Below are 17,593 nucleotides of genomic sequence, written 5' to 3'. Positions count from 1 at the left end.
TACGGGCTCTTGCCAGCGGACAGGAGAACACCACCGTGACAGCACCCAACGTGCGCAATGTCATCAACGGCAAGCGGGTCGAGCCGGTCCCGGGCACCGAACACATCAAGGTGCTCGACCCGTGTACCGGCGAACCACACTTACGCGTGCCGTGCACCGGAGCGGAAGACATCGACCGCGCCATGCGCGCGGCGGCGTCGGCCTTCGAGGAGTGGTCGCGGACCACCCCCGGATACCGCCAGTCCGCGCTGCTGGAGCTGGCCGACGCCGTCGCCGGGCAGGCCGCCGAGTTCACCAAGGCGGAGCTGGGTGACACCGGAAGCCGGGACGCCGCGGGCGAGATCAGCGGGATCGTCGACGAACTGCGCTTCTTCGCGGGGGCCGCGCGGCTGCTCGACGGTGTGGCGGGTGGCGAGTACGTGCCGGAGCACACCTCCTACACCCGGCGCGAACCGGTGGGAGTGTGCGCGCAACTCGCCCCGTGGAACTTCCCGCTGCTGATGGCGGTGTTGAAGGCGGCTCCGGCGATCGCCGCCGGGAACACCGTCGTGTTCAAGCCCGCCCGGACCACCCCCTCGTCGGCGCTCATGCTGGCGGATCTCGCCGCGCGGATCCTGCCGCCCGGCGTGCTCAACGTGGTCTGCGGCGGCCCCGCGACGGGACGGCTCATGGTCGAGCACCCGGTGCCCGCCGCGGTCTCGCTGACCGGATCGGTCGCGGCCGGTGTGGACGTGGCCACCCGCGCCGCCGCCACGCTCAAGCGCACCCACCTCGAACTGGGCGGCAAGACCCCGGTCCTGGTGTGCGCCGACGCCGATGTCGCCGACGCCGCGCGGACCATCGTCAACGCGGCGGTCGCCAACGCCGGGCAGGACTGCACAGCCGCCAGCCGGGTCCTGGCTGTCGACGCGGTGCACGACCGGCTGCTCGAGTCACTTGTGGCGGAGGCCTCCGCACGGCGCCCCGGGCCACCCTCGGAACCCGACAGCGCGTACGGCCCGCTGAACAACCCCGAGCAGCTGGTGCGCGTGCGGGGATGCGTCGACGCGCTGCCGTCGCACGCACGGGTGGTCACTGGCGGCCACAGGGTGGGCGACCGGGGCTTCTTCTACGCCGCCACCGTCATCGAGGGAGTGCGCGGGGAAGACGACATCACACGTACGGAGATTTTCGGCCCGGTGATCACCGTCGAGCGCTGCACCGATGAGGCGGACGCCCTCCGGTGGGCCAACTCCTCGCCGTACGGGCTCGCTTCCGCCGTCTGGACCACCGACCACCGACGGGCGATGCGGCTTTCGGCGGAGCTGGCCTACGGCACCGTATGGGTCAACACCCATCTGCAGTTCCCGTCGGAGCTGCCGCACGGTGGCTTTCGCCAGTCGGGCCACGGCAAGGATCTGTCACGGTACGGTTTCGAGGCGTACACGCGGATCAAGCAAGTGACGCACCACCTGTAGCAGTTGGGTTTGGAGATCGTGGAACGTTCCGCCGGGGTTTTCGCGCCGCAGTGGCGGCTCACCAGCATCGGCATCGCCGTGGCCATCAGCCTGTTCGCGTTCGAGGGGCTGGCGGTCGCGACCGCGATGCCGTCGGCGGTGCGCGAGCTGCGCGGGCTCGCCTACTTCGGCTGGTCCTACAGCGCCTTCTTGGTCACGAACCTGATGGGCCTCGGCGCGGCGGGCCAGTGGTGCGACCGCGTCGGTCCGCGCAGGCCTCTGCTCACCGGCATCGCCGTGTTCACCGCCGGACTGCTGGTGGCGGGAACCGCCGTGAACATGGCGATGTTCGTCCTGGGCAGGGGCGCGCAGGGGATCGGCGTCGGGCTGGCCTCGACCGCGGTGTTCAAGATCGTGGCCACCGCCTACCCGCCGGAACTGCGCCCCCGGGCCCTGGCCATCATCTCCGCGGCCTACGTCTTGCCTGCGCTGATCGGGCCGGTCCTCTCGGGCACGATCACCGCGCACGCCGGGTGGCGCTGGGTGTTCCTCGGTCTGGTGCCGCTGGCGCTGGCCTGTGGAGGGGCGCTGCTCCGCGCCCTGCGCATGTCGGCCGCACCCGGTAACGCCCCGGCGGGCGGGTTCCGCAGCGCCCTGTTCGCGCTGCTCGCGGGGGGTGGAGTCGTCGTGCTCCAGGCGGGAGGGGACGCCGCCGTCGCGGGGCGGACGCCGCTGGCCGTGCTGCTGCTGGTGGCCGGTCTGCCGGCGCTGGTGGCGGGGCTGCGGGAACTGTTGCCCCGGGGGGCGGCACGGCTGCGCCGGGGAGTGCCCGCTGTGATCGCGGTGCGCGGCATGCTGGCGGGGGCGTTCTACGCCTTGGAGTCCGTCGTGCCGCTGACCCTCGCCACGCTCCACGGTTTCGGGACCGCGGCCGCGGGCCTGCCCCTGCTGGCGGGATCCATCGGCTGGTGGGCCGGGGCTCAGGCGCAGGGCCGGATCACCAAGATGGCCAGGCCGTCGCTGCTTCGGCGAGGTCTCATCGCCCTGGTGTGCTGTTTCGTGGGCATGACGGCCCTGTGCCTGGACGGGGCTCCGGGGTGGCCGGTGTACCTGCTGTGGATCGTGGGCGGCCTGGGCATGGGGGTGTGCGTTCCCACCACCGGTGTACTCGTACTCGAACAGTCGGCCGAGGACGAGACGGGAGCGAACTCGTCGGCCCTGCAGATCAGTGACGTGACCGCGGCCGGGCTGGGGACGAGTGCGGCCGGGGTGCTCGTCGGCGCCAGCGAGGCCGGGCACCTGGGGTTCGGCGCCGGGATGGGGGTGCTCGGCCTGGCGGCCGCGGCGGTCTGCGCCGCCGCGGCGGTGGGCGCCTCGCGCACCGCCCCCGCGAGGCGGAGTACCGCTGTGGGCTGAGCCGATGGGCCCGTGCGCACGAGGAATCGGCTGGCATGTCTCGCCGTCAGGTTGCTAGCATGACCCGCATGTCTACTCCGCGTGTTTCCTAGCGACCGATCCCGCCTCAAGGGACAGGTCTGCCTTCAGGAAGCCACGGAGAGTATTCATTGATTACAATTTCGCATGTGGATGTGCGGGTCGGTGCACGTCTGCTGCTGTCGGACGTCAACTTCCACATCTCCCCGGGAGACCGGGTCGCCCTCGTCGGGCGCAACGGAGCGGGCAAGACGACACTCATGCGCACGGTGGCGGGTGAGCTGCGGCCCGCCACCGGGACCGTCAAGGCGACCGGGCCGGTCGGATACCTCGCACAGGACCCGCGCGGAGCCGATCAGAACCAGAGGGTCATGGACCGGGTCCTGGCCGCCCGCGGCCTGGACCGTGTCATGGCCGCACTGCGCGCCGCGGAGACCGCCATGGCCGAGGCCCGGTCCGACACCGAGCGGGAGCGGGCCATGCGCGCCTACACCAGGGCGCAGGACGAGTTCGACGTCCTGGGGGGATACGCGGCCGAGGCCGGCGCCGCGCAGGTGACCGCCGGCGTCGGGCTGCCCGACCGGGTACTGACACAGCGGCTCGGTGAACTGTCCGGCGGGCAGCGCAGGCGGGTGGAGTTGGCGCGAATCCTCTTCGCCGAGCAGGACACGCTGCTGCTCGACGAACCGACCAACCATCTCGACGCCGACTCCGTCGCCTGGCTGCGTACCTTCCTTTCGGGGTTTTCCGGCGGCCTGCTGATGATCAGCCATGACACCGGCCTGATCGCGGCCGTGGCGAACCGGGTCTTCCACGTCGACGCCGAACGGCTCGCGATCGAGGTGTACAACACCGGTTGGCGGCGCTACCAGGCGGACCGCGAGGCCGCCGAGCGCAGGAGGCTCAGGGAGCGCGCCAACGCCGAACGCAAGGCGGCGGCGCTGCGTGCGCAGGCGGAGAAGATGCGGTCACACGTGGCGACCGCGGTGGCCGCGCGGAACATGGTCCGGCGCGCGGACACCATGCTGCGGGAGCTGGAGCCGGCCCGCAGGGCCGAACGCGTGGCCCGGGTGCGGCTGCCCACCCCGAAGCCCTGCGGTCGCATCCCGCTGGCGGCGGTCGGCTTGGCCAAGTCGTACGGCGAGCACACGGTCTTCGACGGAATCGACCTGGCGGTCGACCGGGGCAGCCGGCTGGTCGTGCTGGGACTCAATGGCGCGGGCAAGACCACACTGCTGCGCGTCCTGGCAGGCGAGGAGTGGCCCGACCGGGGGCGGGTGGTGCCGGGACACGGCCTGCGCCTGGGGTACTTCGCCCAGGAGCACGACGCGCTCGATCCCGCCGCGACAGTGTTCCAGTCGCTGTCGTCCTCGGCCCCGGGGCTGACCGACGGCGAGGTGCGACAGGTGCTCGGCGCGTTCCTGTTCCGGGGCGACGACGCCGACAAGCCCACCGGTGTGCTCTCCGGCGGCGAGAAGACCCGGCTGGCGCTGGCGTGTCTCATCCACTCCGGCGCGAACGTGCTGCTGCTCGACGAACCCACGAACAATCTGGACCCGGTCTCCCGCGACGAGGTCCTGGCCGCCGTGGGCGAGTATCCGGGCGCGGTCATCATGGTCACCCACGACCGCGGGGCGGTGGAGGCACTCCGCCCCGACCGGGTCCTCCTCCTCCCCGACGGGGAGGAGGACCTGTGGAGTGAGGAGTACGCCGACCTGATCTCCCTGGCCTGATCCCGGACCACGGCACGCCGCCCGGTCCGGAGGGACCGTGTCCCTCCGGACCCGTACCGGCGGAAGACCATTCGGCCATACCCGGTCCTTGTGGACCGGCCGATTAGCTGAGGGAGCACCATGCTCGACCTGAAAGGCCGCACAGCACTGGTCACCGGTTCCTCGCGCGGGATCGGCCGCGGCATCGCCGAACGGCTGGCGGCGGACGGCGCCCTTGTGGCCGTCCACTACGGACACGACGAGCAGGCGGCCCGGGAGACCGTGACGCACATCCGCGAACGCGGCGGAGAAGCGTTCGCCGTCGGCGCCGACCTCTCGACGGTCGCCGGAGTGGACGGCCTGCTGGCCGAGGCCGGCTCCCGGTTCGCCGACGGCGGCAGGGACAGACTCGACGTGCTGGTCAGCAACGCGGGCTTCAGTACGACGTTCTTCGAGGCCACCACCCCCGAGATCTTCGACACGCTGTTCGCGGTGAACGCCCGGGCACCTTTCTTCCTGGTGCAGCGTGCGCTGCCGCTGCTCGCCGACGGCGGCAGGGTGGTGGCGGTCTCTTCCGCGGCGGTCCGGGTGGCGGTGACGGACGTGGCGTACACGATGGCCAAGGCCGCGGTGGTGGCGATGAACCGGACCCTGGCGCACCTGCTGGGCGAGCGGGGCATCACGGTGAACACCGTGGCCCCCGGGGCCGTGGACACCGACCTGACCGCGGCGGAGCGGCGGGAGCAGCCGGAGACCAGGCAGGTCATCATCGACATGACCGCGCTCGGCCGGATCGGTACCCCCGCTGATGTCGCCGACGTCGTGGCGTTCCTCGCCTCGGACGACGCGAGGTGGGTCACCGGACAGCTCATCGAGGTCAGCGGTGGCCTGTTCCTGGGGCTGCCCCCCGGTCTCGCACACTGACCGCGTCCGCCAACCACGGAGAGGAGGGCCCGTGTTCCTGGGTCATGTCCGCGAAGTCCCGCCGAGCCGCCCCCGGCACCAGACGCCGCGCGCTGATCCGCGGCGACTTCGCGGACACGACCTAGTGGGACTCGCCGAGCCAGCCCGCGTCCGACGGTGCGTCACACCCGACGAAGGAGTTGACGAAGGCCTCCACGGCCCGCTCGTCGGCTGCGGTCCGCGCCAGGTCGTCGAGGAACTCGGCGGTGAAGGGACGCAACTCGGCTTGCTCGCAGGTGTAGGCGAAGGCCGCGAGCCGCTGCGCATCGCGGGTCGCGGCATAGCCGGCCAGCGCCTCGTCGAGCCCGACCGCACCCGAGAGCCCGGCGTCGAGGGCGTCGGCGAGCACGGCGGCGTCGGCGAAGGCGTCGGAGATCCCCTGAGCCGAGACGGGATCCTTGTGGTGGCCGGCGTCCCCGGCCAGGACCCATCCCGGGCCGTGGGTGTGCCTGCGGGCATTGCGGACGGCTGCGGACCGCGGCTGGGACACCAGGTCCGCGCTCGCCAGCACCTGGCCGACCTCGGGGACCTCCGTCAGGGACGACATGTAGAACTCATCCAGCGCCGAACGCCCCGGGCCGGGTGCCTCCTCGGGAGGGAAGACCAGCGAAACCACGGTGAGATCGCAGTTCGTCGGCCACAGGGAGATGCCGCGCCGACCGCGGAACACTACCCGCACCCCCCGTTCCGCGACCCCCGTCCAGTAGCCGTAGAGGCTGCGTGCGAGAACCCCCCTGTCCTCCAGGACCGGGGCCTTCACCAGGCGGGCGACCGTCGAGTTGCGGCCGTCGGCCCCGACCACCACGCGGGCGTGCAGGCCGGCGGGCCCGTCCGGGCCGGTTCCCCGTACCCCCGCCACCCTGCCGTCGACGACGATGAGACCGGTGACCGCGAAGCGTTCCCGCAGCCGCGCCCCCTTGGCGCGGGCCTCGGTCACCAACAGGGCGTCCAACTCGGTCCGCCGGGGTGCGTAGGTCACGGCTTCCGCCCCCGCGGCCCTCGGCCCGCCCGTCACCACCCGGCCCTCGAAGTCGAGCGAGGCACTTGCGATGGGCGGGCATCCCGTTTTCTCCAATGCCGGAACAAGACCCCAGGCGCGGAGTTGTTGAACGCCCGGCCACCGGATCCAGTGCGTGGATACCGTATCGGTTCCGATGAGATTTTGATCAACCAGCTCCACCGCGTAACCGCGTTGGGAGAGAAGCATTCCCAACGGGGCACCAGCACACCGCGCGCCCACGACCAAGACATCGTAAGGGTGATCTTCCGTGCCTAATTGATTAACGCTCAACACTTTCCTTTCTTCGCGACAAAGTCGACTCCAGCGTTCGCGCAACTCGCACCTGTCGATGGGCGATGCAGTGAAATCATGCATAAAACAGCAGGTCAGATGCGCTATTGGGGTGCAGTCGACTTGTTGAAAAAGTTTCCGTCGCAGATGACTGATTCGCGCCCAGAAAACCGCCCCCCGCGCGACCACAGTTACCCGTCCGGCTACGGGCCGACACTCCGCCGCAGGGCCTTGGCTCAAATTCTTTTATTGCTTCGGCATTCCGTTGACGCCTCTCGGTGAGCCAACCTAGCATCGCGTTATGGTCAGCGATTCGATTCCGCTAATTGCGGCGCGATGTCATCAGCAGACAGATCCCATACACCTGCTCTGTTACTTCGCCCCCGAGGTCGAACAGGAGTTGACCTCCGCGGGACTCCAGCCAGGGCACATGGCGTATTTCGCCGGCCGCGCCGCTGCGCTCGGCCGCGCCTCGTCCGCCGCGGTGGCAGCCATGCTCTACAACTTCAACCCCGCCCTCGTCGCCCGCCATCTGCCCAGGGCGTGGGACCTGGCCTCGCCGGAGCGCGTGACCGAGGCCCGTCTGACCGCCGTGGACCGCGCGTTGAGCCGCATCCTCGGCGACGAGGCGGTAGGCAGCCCGGAGGTCGCCGAGGCGGCCGCACTCGCCCGAGTCGCCGCCGAGGCATGTTCCCCCGAGGGACGGCCCCTGTACGCCGCGCACGCCGAGCTGCCGTGGCCCCGTGAACCGCACTTGGTGCTGTGGCACGCCATCACGCTCCTGCGCGAGCACCGGGGCGACGGCCACATCACCGCGCTGGTCGGCCACGGTGTCGGCGCCATCGCGGCGCTGGTCACCGACACCGCCACCGGCGGAAGCCTGTTCGGGGCCCAGCAGATGCGCGAGCACCGCGACTGGTCGGAGGGGGAGTGGGACGCGGAGGTGACGGCGCTCACCGAATCGGGCCTCCTGGACCCCTCCGGACGGTTGACCGAACCGGGCAGACGGCTGCGTTCCCGGATCGAGGACGCGACCGACGCCGCCGCGGCTCCCCCCTACCGAGCCTTGGGGGCCGAACGCGCGGAACGGCTGATCGCGCTGTGCAAGCCGCTCCACGACGCCGTGGTCGCCTCGGGCGACCTGCCCGCCAACGACGCGGCGGACCAGTTCGCCCACGGGTGAGATCGCGCCCACCCCCGTCCACTCGCGCCGGTAGTTCCCGCCGACCACCGGTGCCGACCTGAAAGGAGCATCCCGCACACCACCCGCCAACCTCTGCCCACTCCACCACCTTCCGCTCGCCGTCCCGCCGCGGGTCGTGTCCGTACCGCCATCCGGACGCGACCCGCTCCTCAGCCGGGAACGCCCGGGACGTGCCGCCGGTACCCCGCCACGCGACTAACCCCCAGCGGAGCTATACGACTCACGCAGTGGAAGTGATCCATGGACGTCACCACACTCATCGACGCGGTCGCACAGATCAAGAGTCAGGCCGACGAACTCACACACCAGGAGATCATCGACAGCCTCTCCCGCCCGCTCGCGGAGTTCACCACCTCGGCGGAGAACCAGGGCTTCGCCGAGGCGTACGGACCGAGCGGGAACTACACGCGGCTGCTGCTGAACGACCCGCGGGAGCCCTACCAGATCGTCCTCGTGTTCTGGGGTCCGGGACGGGGGAGCCCGATACACGACCACGACGACACGATCGGCGCGGTCAGCGCGCTCACCGGCGAGGCGAAGGAGATCAAGTACGGCGTCACCCGGTGCGAGGGAGAGCGTGTCAAGCTCACCCAGGGCAGCGAGTTCACCATCGCGCCCGGCCGGGTCACCCCGATCCTGCCCGAGGCCGACAAGCAACTGCACCTGATGGTCAACGAAGAGACGCGCTGGGCGGCCACCGTCCATATCTACCTCACCGCGATCCACCGCTACCGGCAGTACGAGCCCACGCCGGACGGCGCTTTCCGCACGGCCGAGACCTCGCTGTGGTTCGACGAGTGCCGGGTCGGGCGCAGGATGCCCACGCGCACCCGTATCTGACCCCGCCGGGGCACACCTCCCGGCCGCCGGGGGCGCGCCACGCCCAGCGTGCGCGTCCGGTCCCGAAGAAAAGGGGGTAACGATGGACATGCTCGACGCCGTGGCCCGCCAGGTCCGCCGGGCGCCGGACGCCCTGGCGCTCACCGACCACCGGGGCACCCGGTTGACCTACGCCGAACTCGACTCCGCCGCCCGTACGGCGGCCGGAGCCCTGACCTCCCTCGGTATACGCCCCGGGGACCGCGTCGGGCTGGTGTTGCCCCGCACCGCGGACCTGTTCGTGCTCGAACTCGCCGTGCTGCTCGCGGGTGCCTGCTTCACCCCGCTGGACCAGGCCCAGCCGGCGGACCGGCTGCGCCTGCTGGTGCGGCGCGCCTCCGTGGCGCTGCTCATCACCGACGACGAGGAACTGGCCGGGGCCGCCGGCGTCCCCACGGTCCGGCCCGATGAACTGCCCACCCGGGACGGTCCCGCCCCGCGCGATCCGGGCGCCCGCCCGGAGGACCCCGCCTACTGCCTGTTCACCTCCGGATCGACGGGGACGCCGGTGGGCGCCCTGATCAGCCGTGCGGCCCTGGACGTGTACGTCGCCGCGTACGCGCGGCTGGTGGGCGCCTCGCCACGGGAGCGCGGAGCGCAGATCGGCTCGCCCGGGTTCGACGTCACCATCGACGAGCTCTGGCCGTTCCTGAGCACGGGCGCATCCGTGCACATCACATCCGATGCCGACCGCTCGTCGCCCCGCGCGCTGGTGGACTGGCTGCGCGCCAACCGGATCACCCAGACCTACGTCCCCCCGCTGCTGCTGGAGTCGATATTCCGTCTCGACGGCGTGGACCTCGGTGAGGTACGGCTCATCCGCACCGGCGGGGAGCGACTCGCCGCCTACCCACCGCCGGGATTCCCCAGCCGCGTCCTCAATGAGTACGGGCCGACCGAGACCGTCGCCGGCGCCGTGTTCTGCGATGTCTCCGCGTGGCCCGACCGCGGCATCCTGCCGCCGATCGGGACCCCGCTGCCGCACATCAGGGCCAGTGTCCGCGACCCGCGGGGAGCGCCGGTCCCGCCCGGCACACCGGGCGAGCTGTACCTGGGCGGCCCGACCGTCGGCATCGGCTACGTCGGCGACGAGAAGCGCACCGCGCGCAGGTTCGTCGAGGTGGGCGGGGAGCGCTGTTTCCGCACCGGCGACCTGGTCCGCGAACTGCCATCAGGCGACCTGGAGTTCCTGCGCCGCCTCGACGACCAGGTGCAACTCCTCGGAAAGCGCGTCGAGCCGGGCGAAACGGAGAGCGCGGCGGTCGCCCATCCCGCAGTCCGGCGGGCGGCGGTGGCCGCCGCGACGGACGACGCGGGCCGTGCGGAGCGGCTGGTGTGCTTCGTGGAGTGGCACCCGGGGCACGGCGACGCGGACACCGCCGACCTCCGCGCCCACCTGAGCCGGCTGCTGCCCGGCCACATGGTGCCCACCGAGGTGCGCACGGTCGACCGGCTGCCCACGACTCCCGCCGGCAAGATCGACCGGAGGGCGCTGCTGCGCGCCCGGTCGGGTCCGGCACGCCCGGCGCCGACCCCGCAGGCGCTGGTGCCGGTGTGGGAACGAGTGCTGGGCGTCACCGGCCTCACCGTCCATTCCGACTTCTTCCTGCACGGCGGTGACTCGGCGCGGGCGGTGACCGCGGTGACCGAGATCGGTCTGCGGCTGGGCCTGCGGGTCAGCGTACGCGAAGTGTTCGTCCACCCCACCCCTGCCAAGCTGGCCGAGCGGCTGACGGAGGATAAGCAGTGAGCGCAAGCCCTGTGCTCGACATGGTCACGACCACCGCGACCGCCCACCCCGAGACGACCGCCATCGTCCAGGGCGAGCGGTCGCTGACCTACCGCGAACTGGCGGCGGCGGTGCCCCGCTTCGCGGCGGCGCTGACCGGCGCGGGCGCGTCCCCCGGTGCCCACGTGCTGATCGTGCTGGACAACCGGCCCGAGTTCGCGATCGCCTACTTCGCCACGGCCGAGGCGGGCTGCACGGTGGAGGCCATCGATCCGGACCAGCCGGACGAGGTACTGCGGCGGAGACTGGCCGGCGGCCGGCCGGCCGCCGTGGTCACCACGTTTGGACACCCCGTCGCCGCACTCGCCGACTGCCCCGTCCTCACGGTGGACGCCCCCCTGCCCCGGGCGCGGGGGGCGGCGGAGCGCCCGCCGTCACAGGCCAACGGCCCGTGGGTGACCGCCCTCTCCTCCGGCAGCACGGGCGAACCCAAGCGCGTCGTCCGCAGCCAGGCCCACCAGGTCGCGGAAGCGACCAACATCACCGCGACGGCGGGCATCACCGCCGCAGACGTCCTGCTCTGCCCGCTGCCGCTGTTCCACGCCCTCGGACAGTTCTGCTGCCTGCTTGCGGCGGTGCGCTCCGGCGCCACGTTGGTGCTGCCGGACCGGAGCGCCGGCGCGTCGTCGGTGGACGCCGTGGCGCACGCCCTGGACCGGCACCGCGTCACGCTGTTGATCGCCGTGCCCCAGATCTTCGACGCCCTGGCCGATCTACCCGCGGACACCTCGGCCGACCTGGGCACGGTGCGCCTGTGCCTGTCCGGGAGCAACTTCCTCGATCCCGCCGTGGCGCGGCGCTTCCAGGCGCGCTTCGGCGTCCCCCTGCGCCAGACCTACGGCAGCACGGAGGCGGGCAGCGTCTGCTGGGACGTCGGCGCGGAGCCATCCCCGGGCACGGTCGGAACCCCGCTGAAGGGCGTACAGGTCCAAGTGACCGACGAGAGCGGCGCCCCACTGCCGCCGGGTGCGACGGGCGAGATCGTGGTGTCCGGTCCCGCCGTGGTCAACGACCCCGGAAGCGACCACCACAGAACAGGCGACCTGGGCAGGCTGGACGCACGCGGCAGGCTGACCGTTGTCGGGCGGTCCCGGGTGCTGATCGACACCGGCGGGCACAAGGTGAATCCGGTCGAGGTCGAACAGGTGCTGGCCGACCACCCGCTGATCGCCGACGCCGGAGTGGCCGGCATCCCGCTGCCCGGCCGGGGAGCACTGCTGGTGGCCGCGGTACGGCTGCGCGACGCGGCCCGGCCCGAACCCCCCGACGTGCTCGCGCACTGCGCACGGCGCCTGCCCCCCTACGCGGTGCCCCAGCGGGTGCGCGTGGTGGCCGAGGTGCCCCGCACCCCGCTGGGCAAGATTCGCCGCGCGGTGCTCGCCGCCCGGCTCGCGGAGGAGCGGGAGGAGGCGGCGGCCGGCCTACGGGAGCGGCTGGCAGCGCTCCCCCCGGACCGGCGGCGCACCGAGGTGTGCGACCACCTGCGCCTCAAGGTGGCCGAGGTGGTGGGCACGACACCCTCAGCGGTGGACCCCGGCGCCCCGGCCCGGGCGGCCGGCGTGGACTCCCTGGCCGCGCTGCGGCTGCGCATGACCGTGCACAGGGAACTGGGGGTGAGGCTGCCGCTGCCCTCTCTCCTGGGTCCACGCGCGCTGGCGGAGCTGACCGACGAACTCGTGAAACGGCTCGACGGACCCGAGGACGACCCCGATCCGGTTTCGCACGGACCTGTCGAGGGCCGCTTCCCGCTGGCACCGAACCAGCTGTCGCTGTGGCACGCCGACAACCTCGACCTGGGCGGATCGGCCTACGTGGTGGCCTTCGCGGCGCGCCTGACCGACGGCTGCGACGTGGAGGCACTGCGGCGGACGTGGACGACCCTGGCTCACCGGCACCCCGTTCTGCGCACCTCCTTCCCGCTGCGCGACGGCACCCCCGTTCAGCAGGTGTCCGCCGAGCCGGAGGTGGACTTCGCGGTCGTACCGGTGCCGTCGACCTGGGACCGCACGAACCGCGAGGACCTGGTCCGTACGGCGTTCCAGCCCTTCGACCTGGCCGCGCGACCGCCCCTGCGCGTCCGGCTCTACACCGGATGGGCCAAGGGGCCGGTGATGGTGGTGTCCCAACACCACCTGATCACGGACTACTGGTCCATGATCACCATGCTGCGGGAGCTCGCGGTGGTCTACGCGGCGGAGAGCACCGGAGCCGAGGCGTACCTGCCCGCCCCCGCGCACACCTACACCGACTTCGCGGCCTGGTCGCTCACACGGTCCCGGACACCCCTGGGTGCCGAGGACCTCGAGTACTGGGTGCGGCATCTGACGCCCCCGCCCCTACCCGCGGACCTGCCCACCGACCAGCCCCGACCGGTGGTGCGCGGGCAGCGCGGCTCGACGGTGCGCACGGAGCTGTCGCCGGCTCGGGCAGCCGCCGTCCGCACCCACGCCCGCGCCACCGGCACAACCCCGTTCGCGGTGCTGCTCACGGTGTTCCACGTGCTGTTGCACGCCCACACCGGACGCGCCGACAGCGCCGTCGGGGTGAACACCGCGGGCCGCGAACGGCCCGAGTTCGCCGATGTGCTCGGCTACTTCGTCAACCCCGTGGTGCACCGGGTCCGGCTGGCACCGGACCAGACGTTCTCCGCCCTGCTCGACTCGGTCACCGAGACGCTGCTCGCGGCGCTCGGGCACAGCGGCCCCACCTTCCAGGACCTGCTGCAACCGGTGGGCGCGCCCCGCGACCGAAGTCGCGCTCCACTGGTGGAAGTCGGCTTCGGGCAGAACACCGCGCACGACCCCGCGCTGAGCGGAGTGGGCGCACTGCTGTTCGCCGACCGCGACGGGGTACGCGTGCCCCTGGGCCCGCTGACCCTGGAAACGGTCGCGCTGCGCCGCACGGGAGCCGTCTACGATCTGTCGGGCGCGGTCTTCGACGGCGACGACTCGATCTCGATCACCTGGGAGTACGACGCGGACCTGTTCACCCGGGCCACGGTGCGCCGGCTGGCGGCCCGGTTCGAGACCTTGCTGGACACCCTGCTCGCCGCACCCGACACCGAGCTGGGGACCCTGTCCGCGCCGGCCTCGCGCCCGGGTGGGCTCACCGGAGCGTGCCCCGGTGAGCCGATCGCCGACCGCGTACGACGGTGGGCCGAGGCTGACCCCGCGGCCCTGGCGATCGCCGACGGCACGGATACGGCCACCTACGGCGAGATCGACCGGACCGCGAACCGGGTGGCGGCCGCTCTCGCCGTCCACACCGATCCAGGCCGCTCCGCCGTGGTGGCCGTGCGGGCCGAACGGACAACCGACCTGGCCGCCGCGTGCCTCGGGGTGCTGCGCGCGGGCCTGGTCTGCGCCCCCGTCACCGCACAGGACGACTCCGCCCCCGCCGAGCCGTCCGATGCGGGGGCATCGGCCCTGGTGGACATGGCGGAGTCCGCGGATGCCCCGGGCCCACCCACGGTGCGCGTCCACGGTACGTCCACGGCGTCCGCGCCCCCGGCGGAGCGCCCCTACGGTCCGCGCGCCCCCGCGCTGGTGGTACGCACCAGCGGCACCACCGGCGCCCGACGGCCGATGGTGCTCACGCACCGGGCGCTCACCGGCGCGGTGCGCGACGACGAGCGCGGCGAGGTGCTGATCGCCCATGGCACGGCCGACAGGCTCGCGCTCGACCTGCTCACCGCCCTCGCGGCAGGGAGCACCGCGGTGCCCCTGTCTCCCGCCACGCGGCTGGCGGAGCTCGCCCGGGGGCGGGCGGCGGCCTCCGCCCAGGTCACCCCCACCGAACTGGCCGACCTCCTCCGCCGCCTGGACGAGGGCGGCGGCACCCCGCTGGTGCGGACCCTGGTGGTCAGTGGCGAGACCCTCTGCTCGGACCTCGCCGACCGGTGGCGGCACCACGCTCCGCGAAGCCGCCTCGTGCACAGGTACGGCGGTGCCGAATGGGGACCGGTGGTCGCCGAGGAGGAGGTGCCCGCCGGCAGGGCCGCGGCGGTCGTGGAACCGGCCACCGGCATCGTGCCCGTGGGCAGGCCCTCGGCCGATCCACTGCTGTGCGTGGTGGACCCGTGGGGCCGTGCCTGCCCGACGGGAGTGCCCGGGGAGATCTGTGTCGGCGAGACGGACGCGCCGACCCCGCTCGGCGCGGCACGGGAGAATCCCTCGCTCCGGCACCCGCTGATATCCGATGCCCGGGTACGGCGGACGGGGGACGCCGGGGTGCTCCTCCGGGACGGCAGGCTGGTCGTGCTCGGCCGGATCGCGGAGATTCACTCCGGGCACGGCTACCACCATGCCCCGGCCCGGGTCGAGCGCGTGCTGCGTGGCCACCCGGCCGTACGGGTGGCCACGGCTCCAGGAGGCGGAGCCGGACGGTCCATCGCGGTGGCGGAGACGGACGGTTCGGTGTCCGAGGGGGAGCTGATGGACGTGCTGCGCCGCGAGTTGCCCGCCCATCTACTGCCCGGACAACTGCGGTGCGAGGCGCGGCTGGCGAGGACGCCGGACGGCAAGGCCTCGCGCGTCCTGCCGACACCCGCGGACGCCGGCGCTCAGACGCCCACGCCCGTCCAGGACATGACCGAGGTCGAGGCCGCGCTGGCGAGCGTCTGGCGCGATGTCCTCGGCGTCGGACATGTCGGCCTGGATGACGACTACTACGCGCTGGGCGGCGACTCGGTGCAGGCCGTGCGGATCGCCACGAAGGCCGCCGAAAAGGGACTGCAGGTCACCCGCCGACAGCTGTTCACCCACCCGACCGTCCGGTCACTGGCCCGGGTCACCACCTCGGCCGCCGGGGCGACAAAAGTGAGCGAGACCTTCGCCCGGCGCAGGTCCATCCCCCTGACCCCGGTGCAACGCTGGTTCTTCGAGCTGGAACTGCCCGACGCGAACCACTGGAACCAGTCGGTCGCGGTGCGGGTGCCGCGGTCGCTGGCCTCGAAGACGCTGCTGACCGCCGTCCAAGCGGTGGCCGACCACCACGGCGTACTGCGTCACCGCTTCCGCAAGCGGGCAACGGATTGGGAGCAGGTCAGCGATCCGACAGCACAGACCGTCGCGATCGAGGACGTGACGGCATCCGACGACGATGCCGTGTCCGCCGCGATCGACCGGGCCAGACGGGGTGTCGACATCGCCGGGGGCCCGCTGCTGCGCGCCACACTGATCCGAAAGGGAGCAGGCCGGCGCCTGCTGGTCCTCACTGCGCACCACCTTGTGGTGGACGTGCTGTCATGGGGAGTGTTCCTGGACGACCTGCGGACCGCCTGCGCCAGCCGCGCCGCGGCAGACCCCGTCCGGCTGCCCCCGGTGCCCGTCGCCTACCACCAGTGGGCGCGTTCCCTGCAGCAGCACGCCGACGACCTCGCCAGGCGCCTCGGCCCAGCCGTGCGGGACGGCACGCCCGGCGCCCTCCCCGGCCCGCCGCCCACGACGTACGAAGGCAGCACCCACGTCGTCGAGCGTGCGCTCGACTCGGCGCACACCCGTCCCCTGCTGAAGGGCCTGCGAAGGCGGGGCGCGCACCCGGCTGACGCGGTACTGGCAGCCGCGGCGAGCGCTGCCGCCGCCGACCTGGGCTGCCGCGAGGTCCGCGTCGTGACGGAACTGCACGGGCGCGAGGAGGACGTGGTCGGCGGTGCCGACCTGTCGCGGACCCTGGGCTGGTTCACCACCCTGGCCCTCGTACTGGTCGACGCCGCGCCGGACGCCGAGCCGCGCGAGGTGCTCGACCATGCCCGGCAGGCCCGTGCACGCCATGCCCTCGAACACGCCCTGGTGTGGCACGGCACCTCCGACACCGCCGTCCGATCCCGGCTCGCCGAGGCGGAACGCCCCTGGGTGAGCGTGAACTACCTGGGCAGGCTCGGATCGGTGTTCGCGGGTACGGCAGGACGGGACGACGACGGCCTGGTGGAGGTCCCGCTGCCGTACCGGGGAGACCGGGGCCCGGTCAACCCCAGGCCATTCCACTGGGAGTTCAGCGCTTACGCGGAGGGGGAGGAGCTGAGGTTGCGGCTGGCACACGCGGGCGACGGCGGCGAGGCGGAACGCCTTCTGGACACCGCCTGCGACTACCTCCGTTCCCTCGCCGCCGTCCTGGACCAGGCAGCGCAGGGGGAGTCGCGGTGAGCGAGAACTGGCTGGTGGACCTCGTGCCCGCCGAGCGGCCGGAGCGGGTGGCGTACCTGTTCCCGCACGCGGGCGCGGGCGTCAGCGCGGTGCTGGCACTGGGCCGGGCCCTGGCCCCGGACCCCCACCCGGTGGCGATCCGTCTGCCCGGCAGGGAGGCGCTGCTCGACCACGCTCCGATCGCCGACCTCCCGGCCGTGGCCAAGCGGCTGGCGGACGCCATTCGTACGCACGCGGGCGAGGCGCGGATCATCCTCTACGGCCACTCGTCGGGGTCGGCGCTGGCGTACGAGACAGCCCGTGCGCTGGAGCCGGAGACCGCCCTTCTGCTCGCGGTCTCGGCACAACAGGCGCCGGGGACACCCGTCCGCATGGCCGCCGGGTGCTGGGACTTCCCGGACGACCGGTTCTTCGCCCAGGTCGTCGCGGACGGCTACCTGCCCGCCGCACTGCTCGACGACCCGGACGTCCTGGAGATGGTGGCCCCGGCTCTGCGCGCGGACTACCGGGCGACCTACGAGTACCTCACCGGAACCACCCAGTGGCCACCCGTGGCCTCCCCGATCCTGGCCATCCGCGCCACGGAGGACGAGACCGTCGCCGAGGAGGACATCACTGCGTGGTCGGCGCTGACGACGAGCGGCCTCACGACCGCGCTGATCACCGCCGGGCACAACCTGCTGCGCGACCGCCCGTTGGAACTGGCCGCCGCGCTCCGGCACGCGCTGCCCTGAGCGCCGGG

General features: G+C 72.6%; 10 protein-coding genes. 9 read left to right on the top strand and 1 reads right to left on the bottom strand.

What is annotated here, in order from left to right; genetic code table 11:
- Positions 1 to 35: 35 nt before the first annotated feature.
- The 4 genes from NP777_RS37060 to NP777_RS37045 all read left to right on the top strand — a co-directional run bounded on the left by NP777_RS37060 (position 36) and on the right by NP777_RS37045 (position 5,506).
- A complete protein-coding gene (locus NP777_RS37060) occupies positions 36 to 1,457 on the top strand; it encodes an aldehyde dehydrogenase family protein (RefSeq protein WP_256654573.1) in 1,422 nt (473 codons plus the stop codon).
- An 18-nt stretch (positions 1,458 to 1,475) separates the two neighbouring features.
- Entirely contained in the window at positions 1,476 to 2,852 is a 1,377-nt protein-coding gene (locus NP777_RS37055; RefSeq protein WP_256654572.1) for an MFS transporter, read from the top strand.
- A gap of 149 nt (positions 2,853 to 3,001) precedes the next feature.
- Positions 3,002 to 4,603, top strand: coding sequence for an ABC-F family ATP-binding cassette domain-containing protein (locus NP777_RS37050; protein ID WP_256654571.1), 1,602 nt, complete (start codon positions 3,002 to 3,004; stop codon positions 4,601 to 4,603).
- Between the two features lie 120 nt (positions 4,604 to 4,723).
- Complete coding sequence (locus NP777_RS37045; protein ID WP_256654570.1) at positions 4,724 to 5,506, top strand: SDR family NAD(P)-dependent oxidoreductase; 783 nt, start codon at positions 4,724 to 4,726, stop codon at positions 5,504 to 5,506.
- Positions 5,507 to 5,627: 121 nt separating this feature from the next.
- Here the strand turns inward: NP777_RS37045 and NP777_RS37040 are convergent, their stop codons facing one another.
- Entirely contained in the window at positions 5,628 to 6,920 is a 1,293-nt protein-coding gene (locus NP777_RS37040; RefSeq protein WP_305890504.1) for an NAD(P)/FAD-dependent oxidoreductase, read from the bottom strand.
- Between the two features lie 217 nt (positions 6,921 to 7,137).
- Between NP777_RS37040 and NP777_RS37035 the strand changes: the two genes are divergently transcribed.
- From NP777_RS37035 to NP777_RS37015, 5 genes are all read left to right on the top strand, one after another.
- The gene (locus NP777_RS37035) at positions 7,138 to 8,019 is read left to right on the top strand and encodes an SCO6745 family protein (RefSeq protein ID WP_391858648.1); all 882 of its coding nucleotides are present in this window, start codon (positions 7,138 to 7,140) and stop codon (positions 8,017 to 8,019) included.
- A gap of 261 nt (positions 8,020 to 8,280) precedes the next feature.
- On the top strand, positions 8,281 to 8,880 hold the full coding sequence (locus tag NP777_RS37030; protein WP_256654567.1) for a cysteine dioxygenase: 600 nt from the start codon (positions 8,281 to 8,283) through the stop codon (positions 8,878 to 8,880).
- A gap of 82 nt (positions 8,881 to 8,962) precedes the next feature.
- A complete protein-coding gene (locus NP777_RS37025; protein ID WP_256654566.1) occupies positions 8,963 to 10,669 on the top strand; it encodes a non-ribosomal peptide synthetase in 1,707 nt (568 codons plus the stop codon).
- Complete coding sequence (locus NP777_RS37020) at positions 10,666 to 16,851, top strand: condensation domain-containing protein (RefSeq protein WP_256654565.1); 6,186 nt, start codon at positions 10,666 to 10,668, stop codon at positions 16,849 to 16,851. The genes NP777_RS37025 and NP777_RS37020 overlap by 4 nt, the downstream gene beginning before the upstream one ends.
- A complete protein-coding gene (locus NP777_RS37015) occupies positions 16,848 to 17,585 on the top strand; it encodes a thioesterase II family protein (RefSeq protein ID WP_256654564.1) in 738 nt (245 codons plus the stop codon). The genes NP777_RS37020 and NP777_RS37015 overlap by 4 nt, the downstream gene beginning before the upstream one ends.
- Positions 17,586 to 17,593 lie beyond the last annotated feature (8 nt).

It is taken from the genome of Streptomyces rugosispiralis (assembly GCF_024505145.1).
Taxonomy (GTDB): Bacteria; Actinomycetota; Actinomycetes; order Streptomycetales; family Streptomycetaceae; genus Streptomyces; species Streptomyces rugosispiralis.
This window is presented reverse-complemented; position numbering and strand designations above follow the sequence as displayed.

Coding starts and splice junctions, on each gene's coding strand:
- NP777_RS37045 (WP_256654570.1), top strand. CDS start 4,724: ATGCTCGACCTGAAAGGCCGCACAGCACTGGTCACCGGTTCCTCGCGC.
- NP777_RS37040 (WP_305890504.1), bottom strand. CDS start 6,920: ATGCATGATTTCACTGCATCGCCCATCGACAGGTGCGAGTTGCGCGAA.
- NP777_RS37035 (WP_391858648.1), top strand. CDS start 7,138: ATGGTCAGCGATTCGATTCCGCTAATTGCGGCGCGATGTCATCAGCAG.
- NP777_RS37030 (WP_256654567.1), top strand. CDS start 8,281: ATGGACGTCACCACACTCATCGACGCGGTCGCACAGATCAAGAGTCAG.
- NP777_RS37025 (WP_256654566.1), top strand. CDS start 8,963: ATGGACATGCTCGACGCCGTGGCCCGCCAGGTCCGCCGGGCGCCGGAC.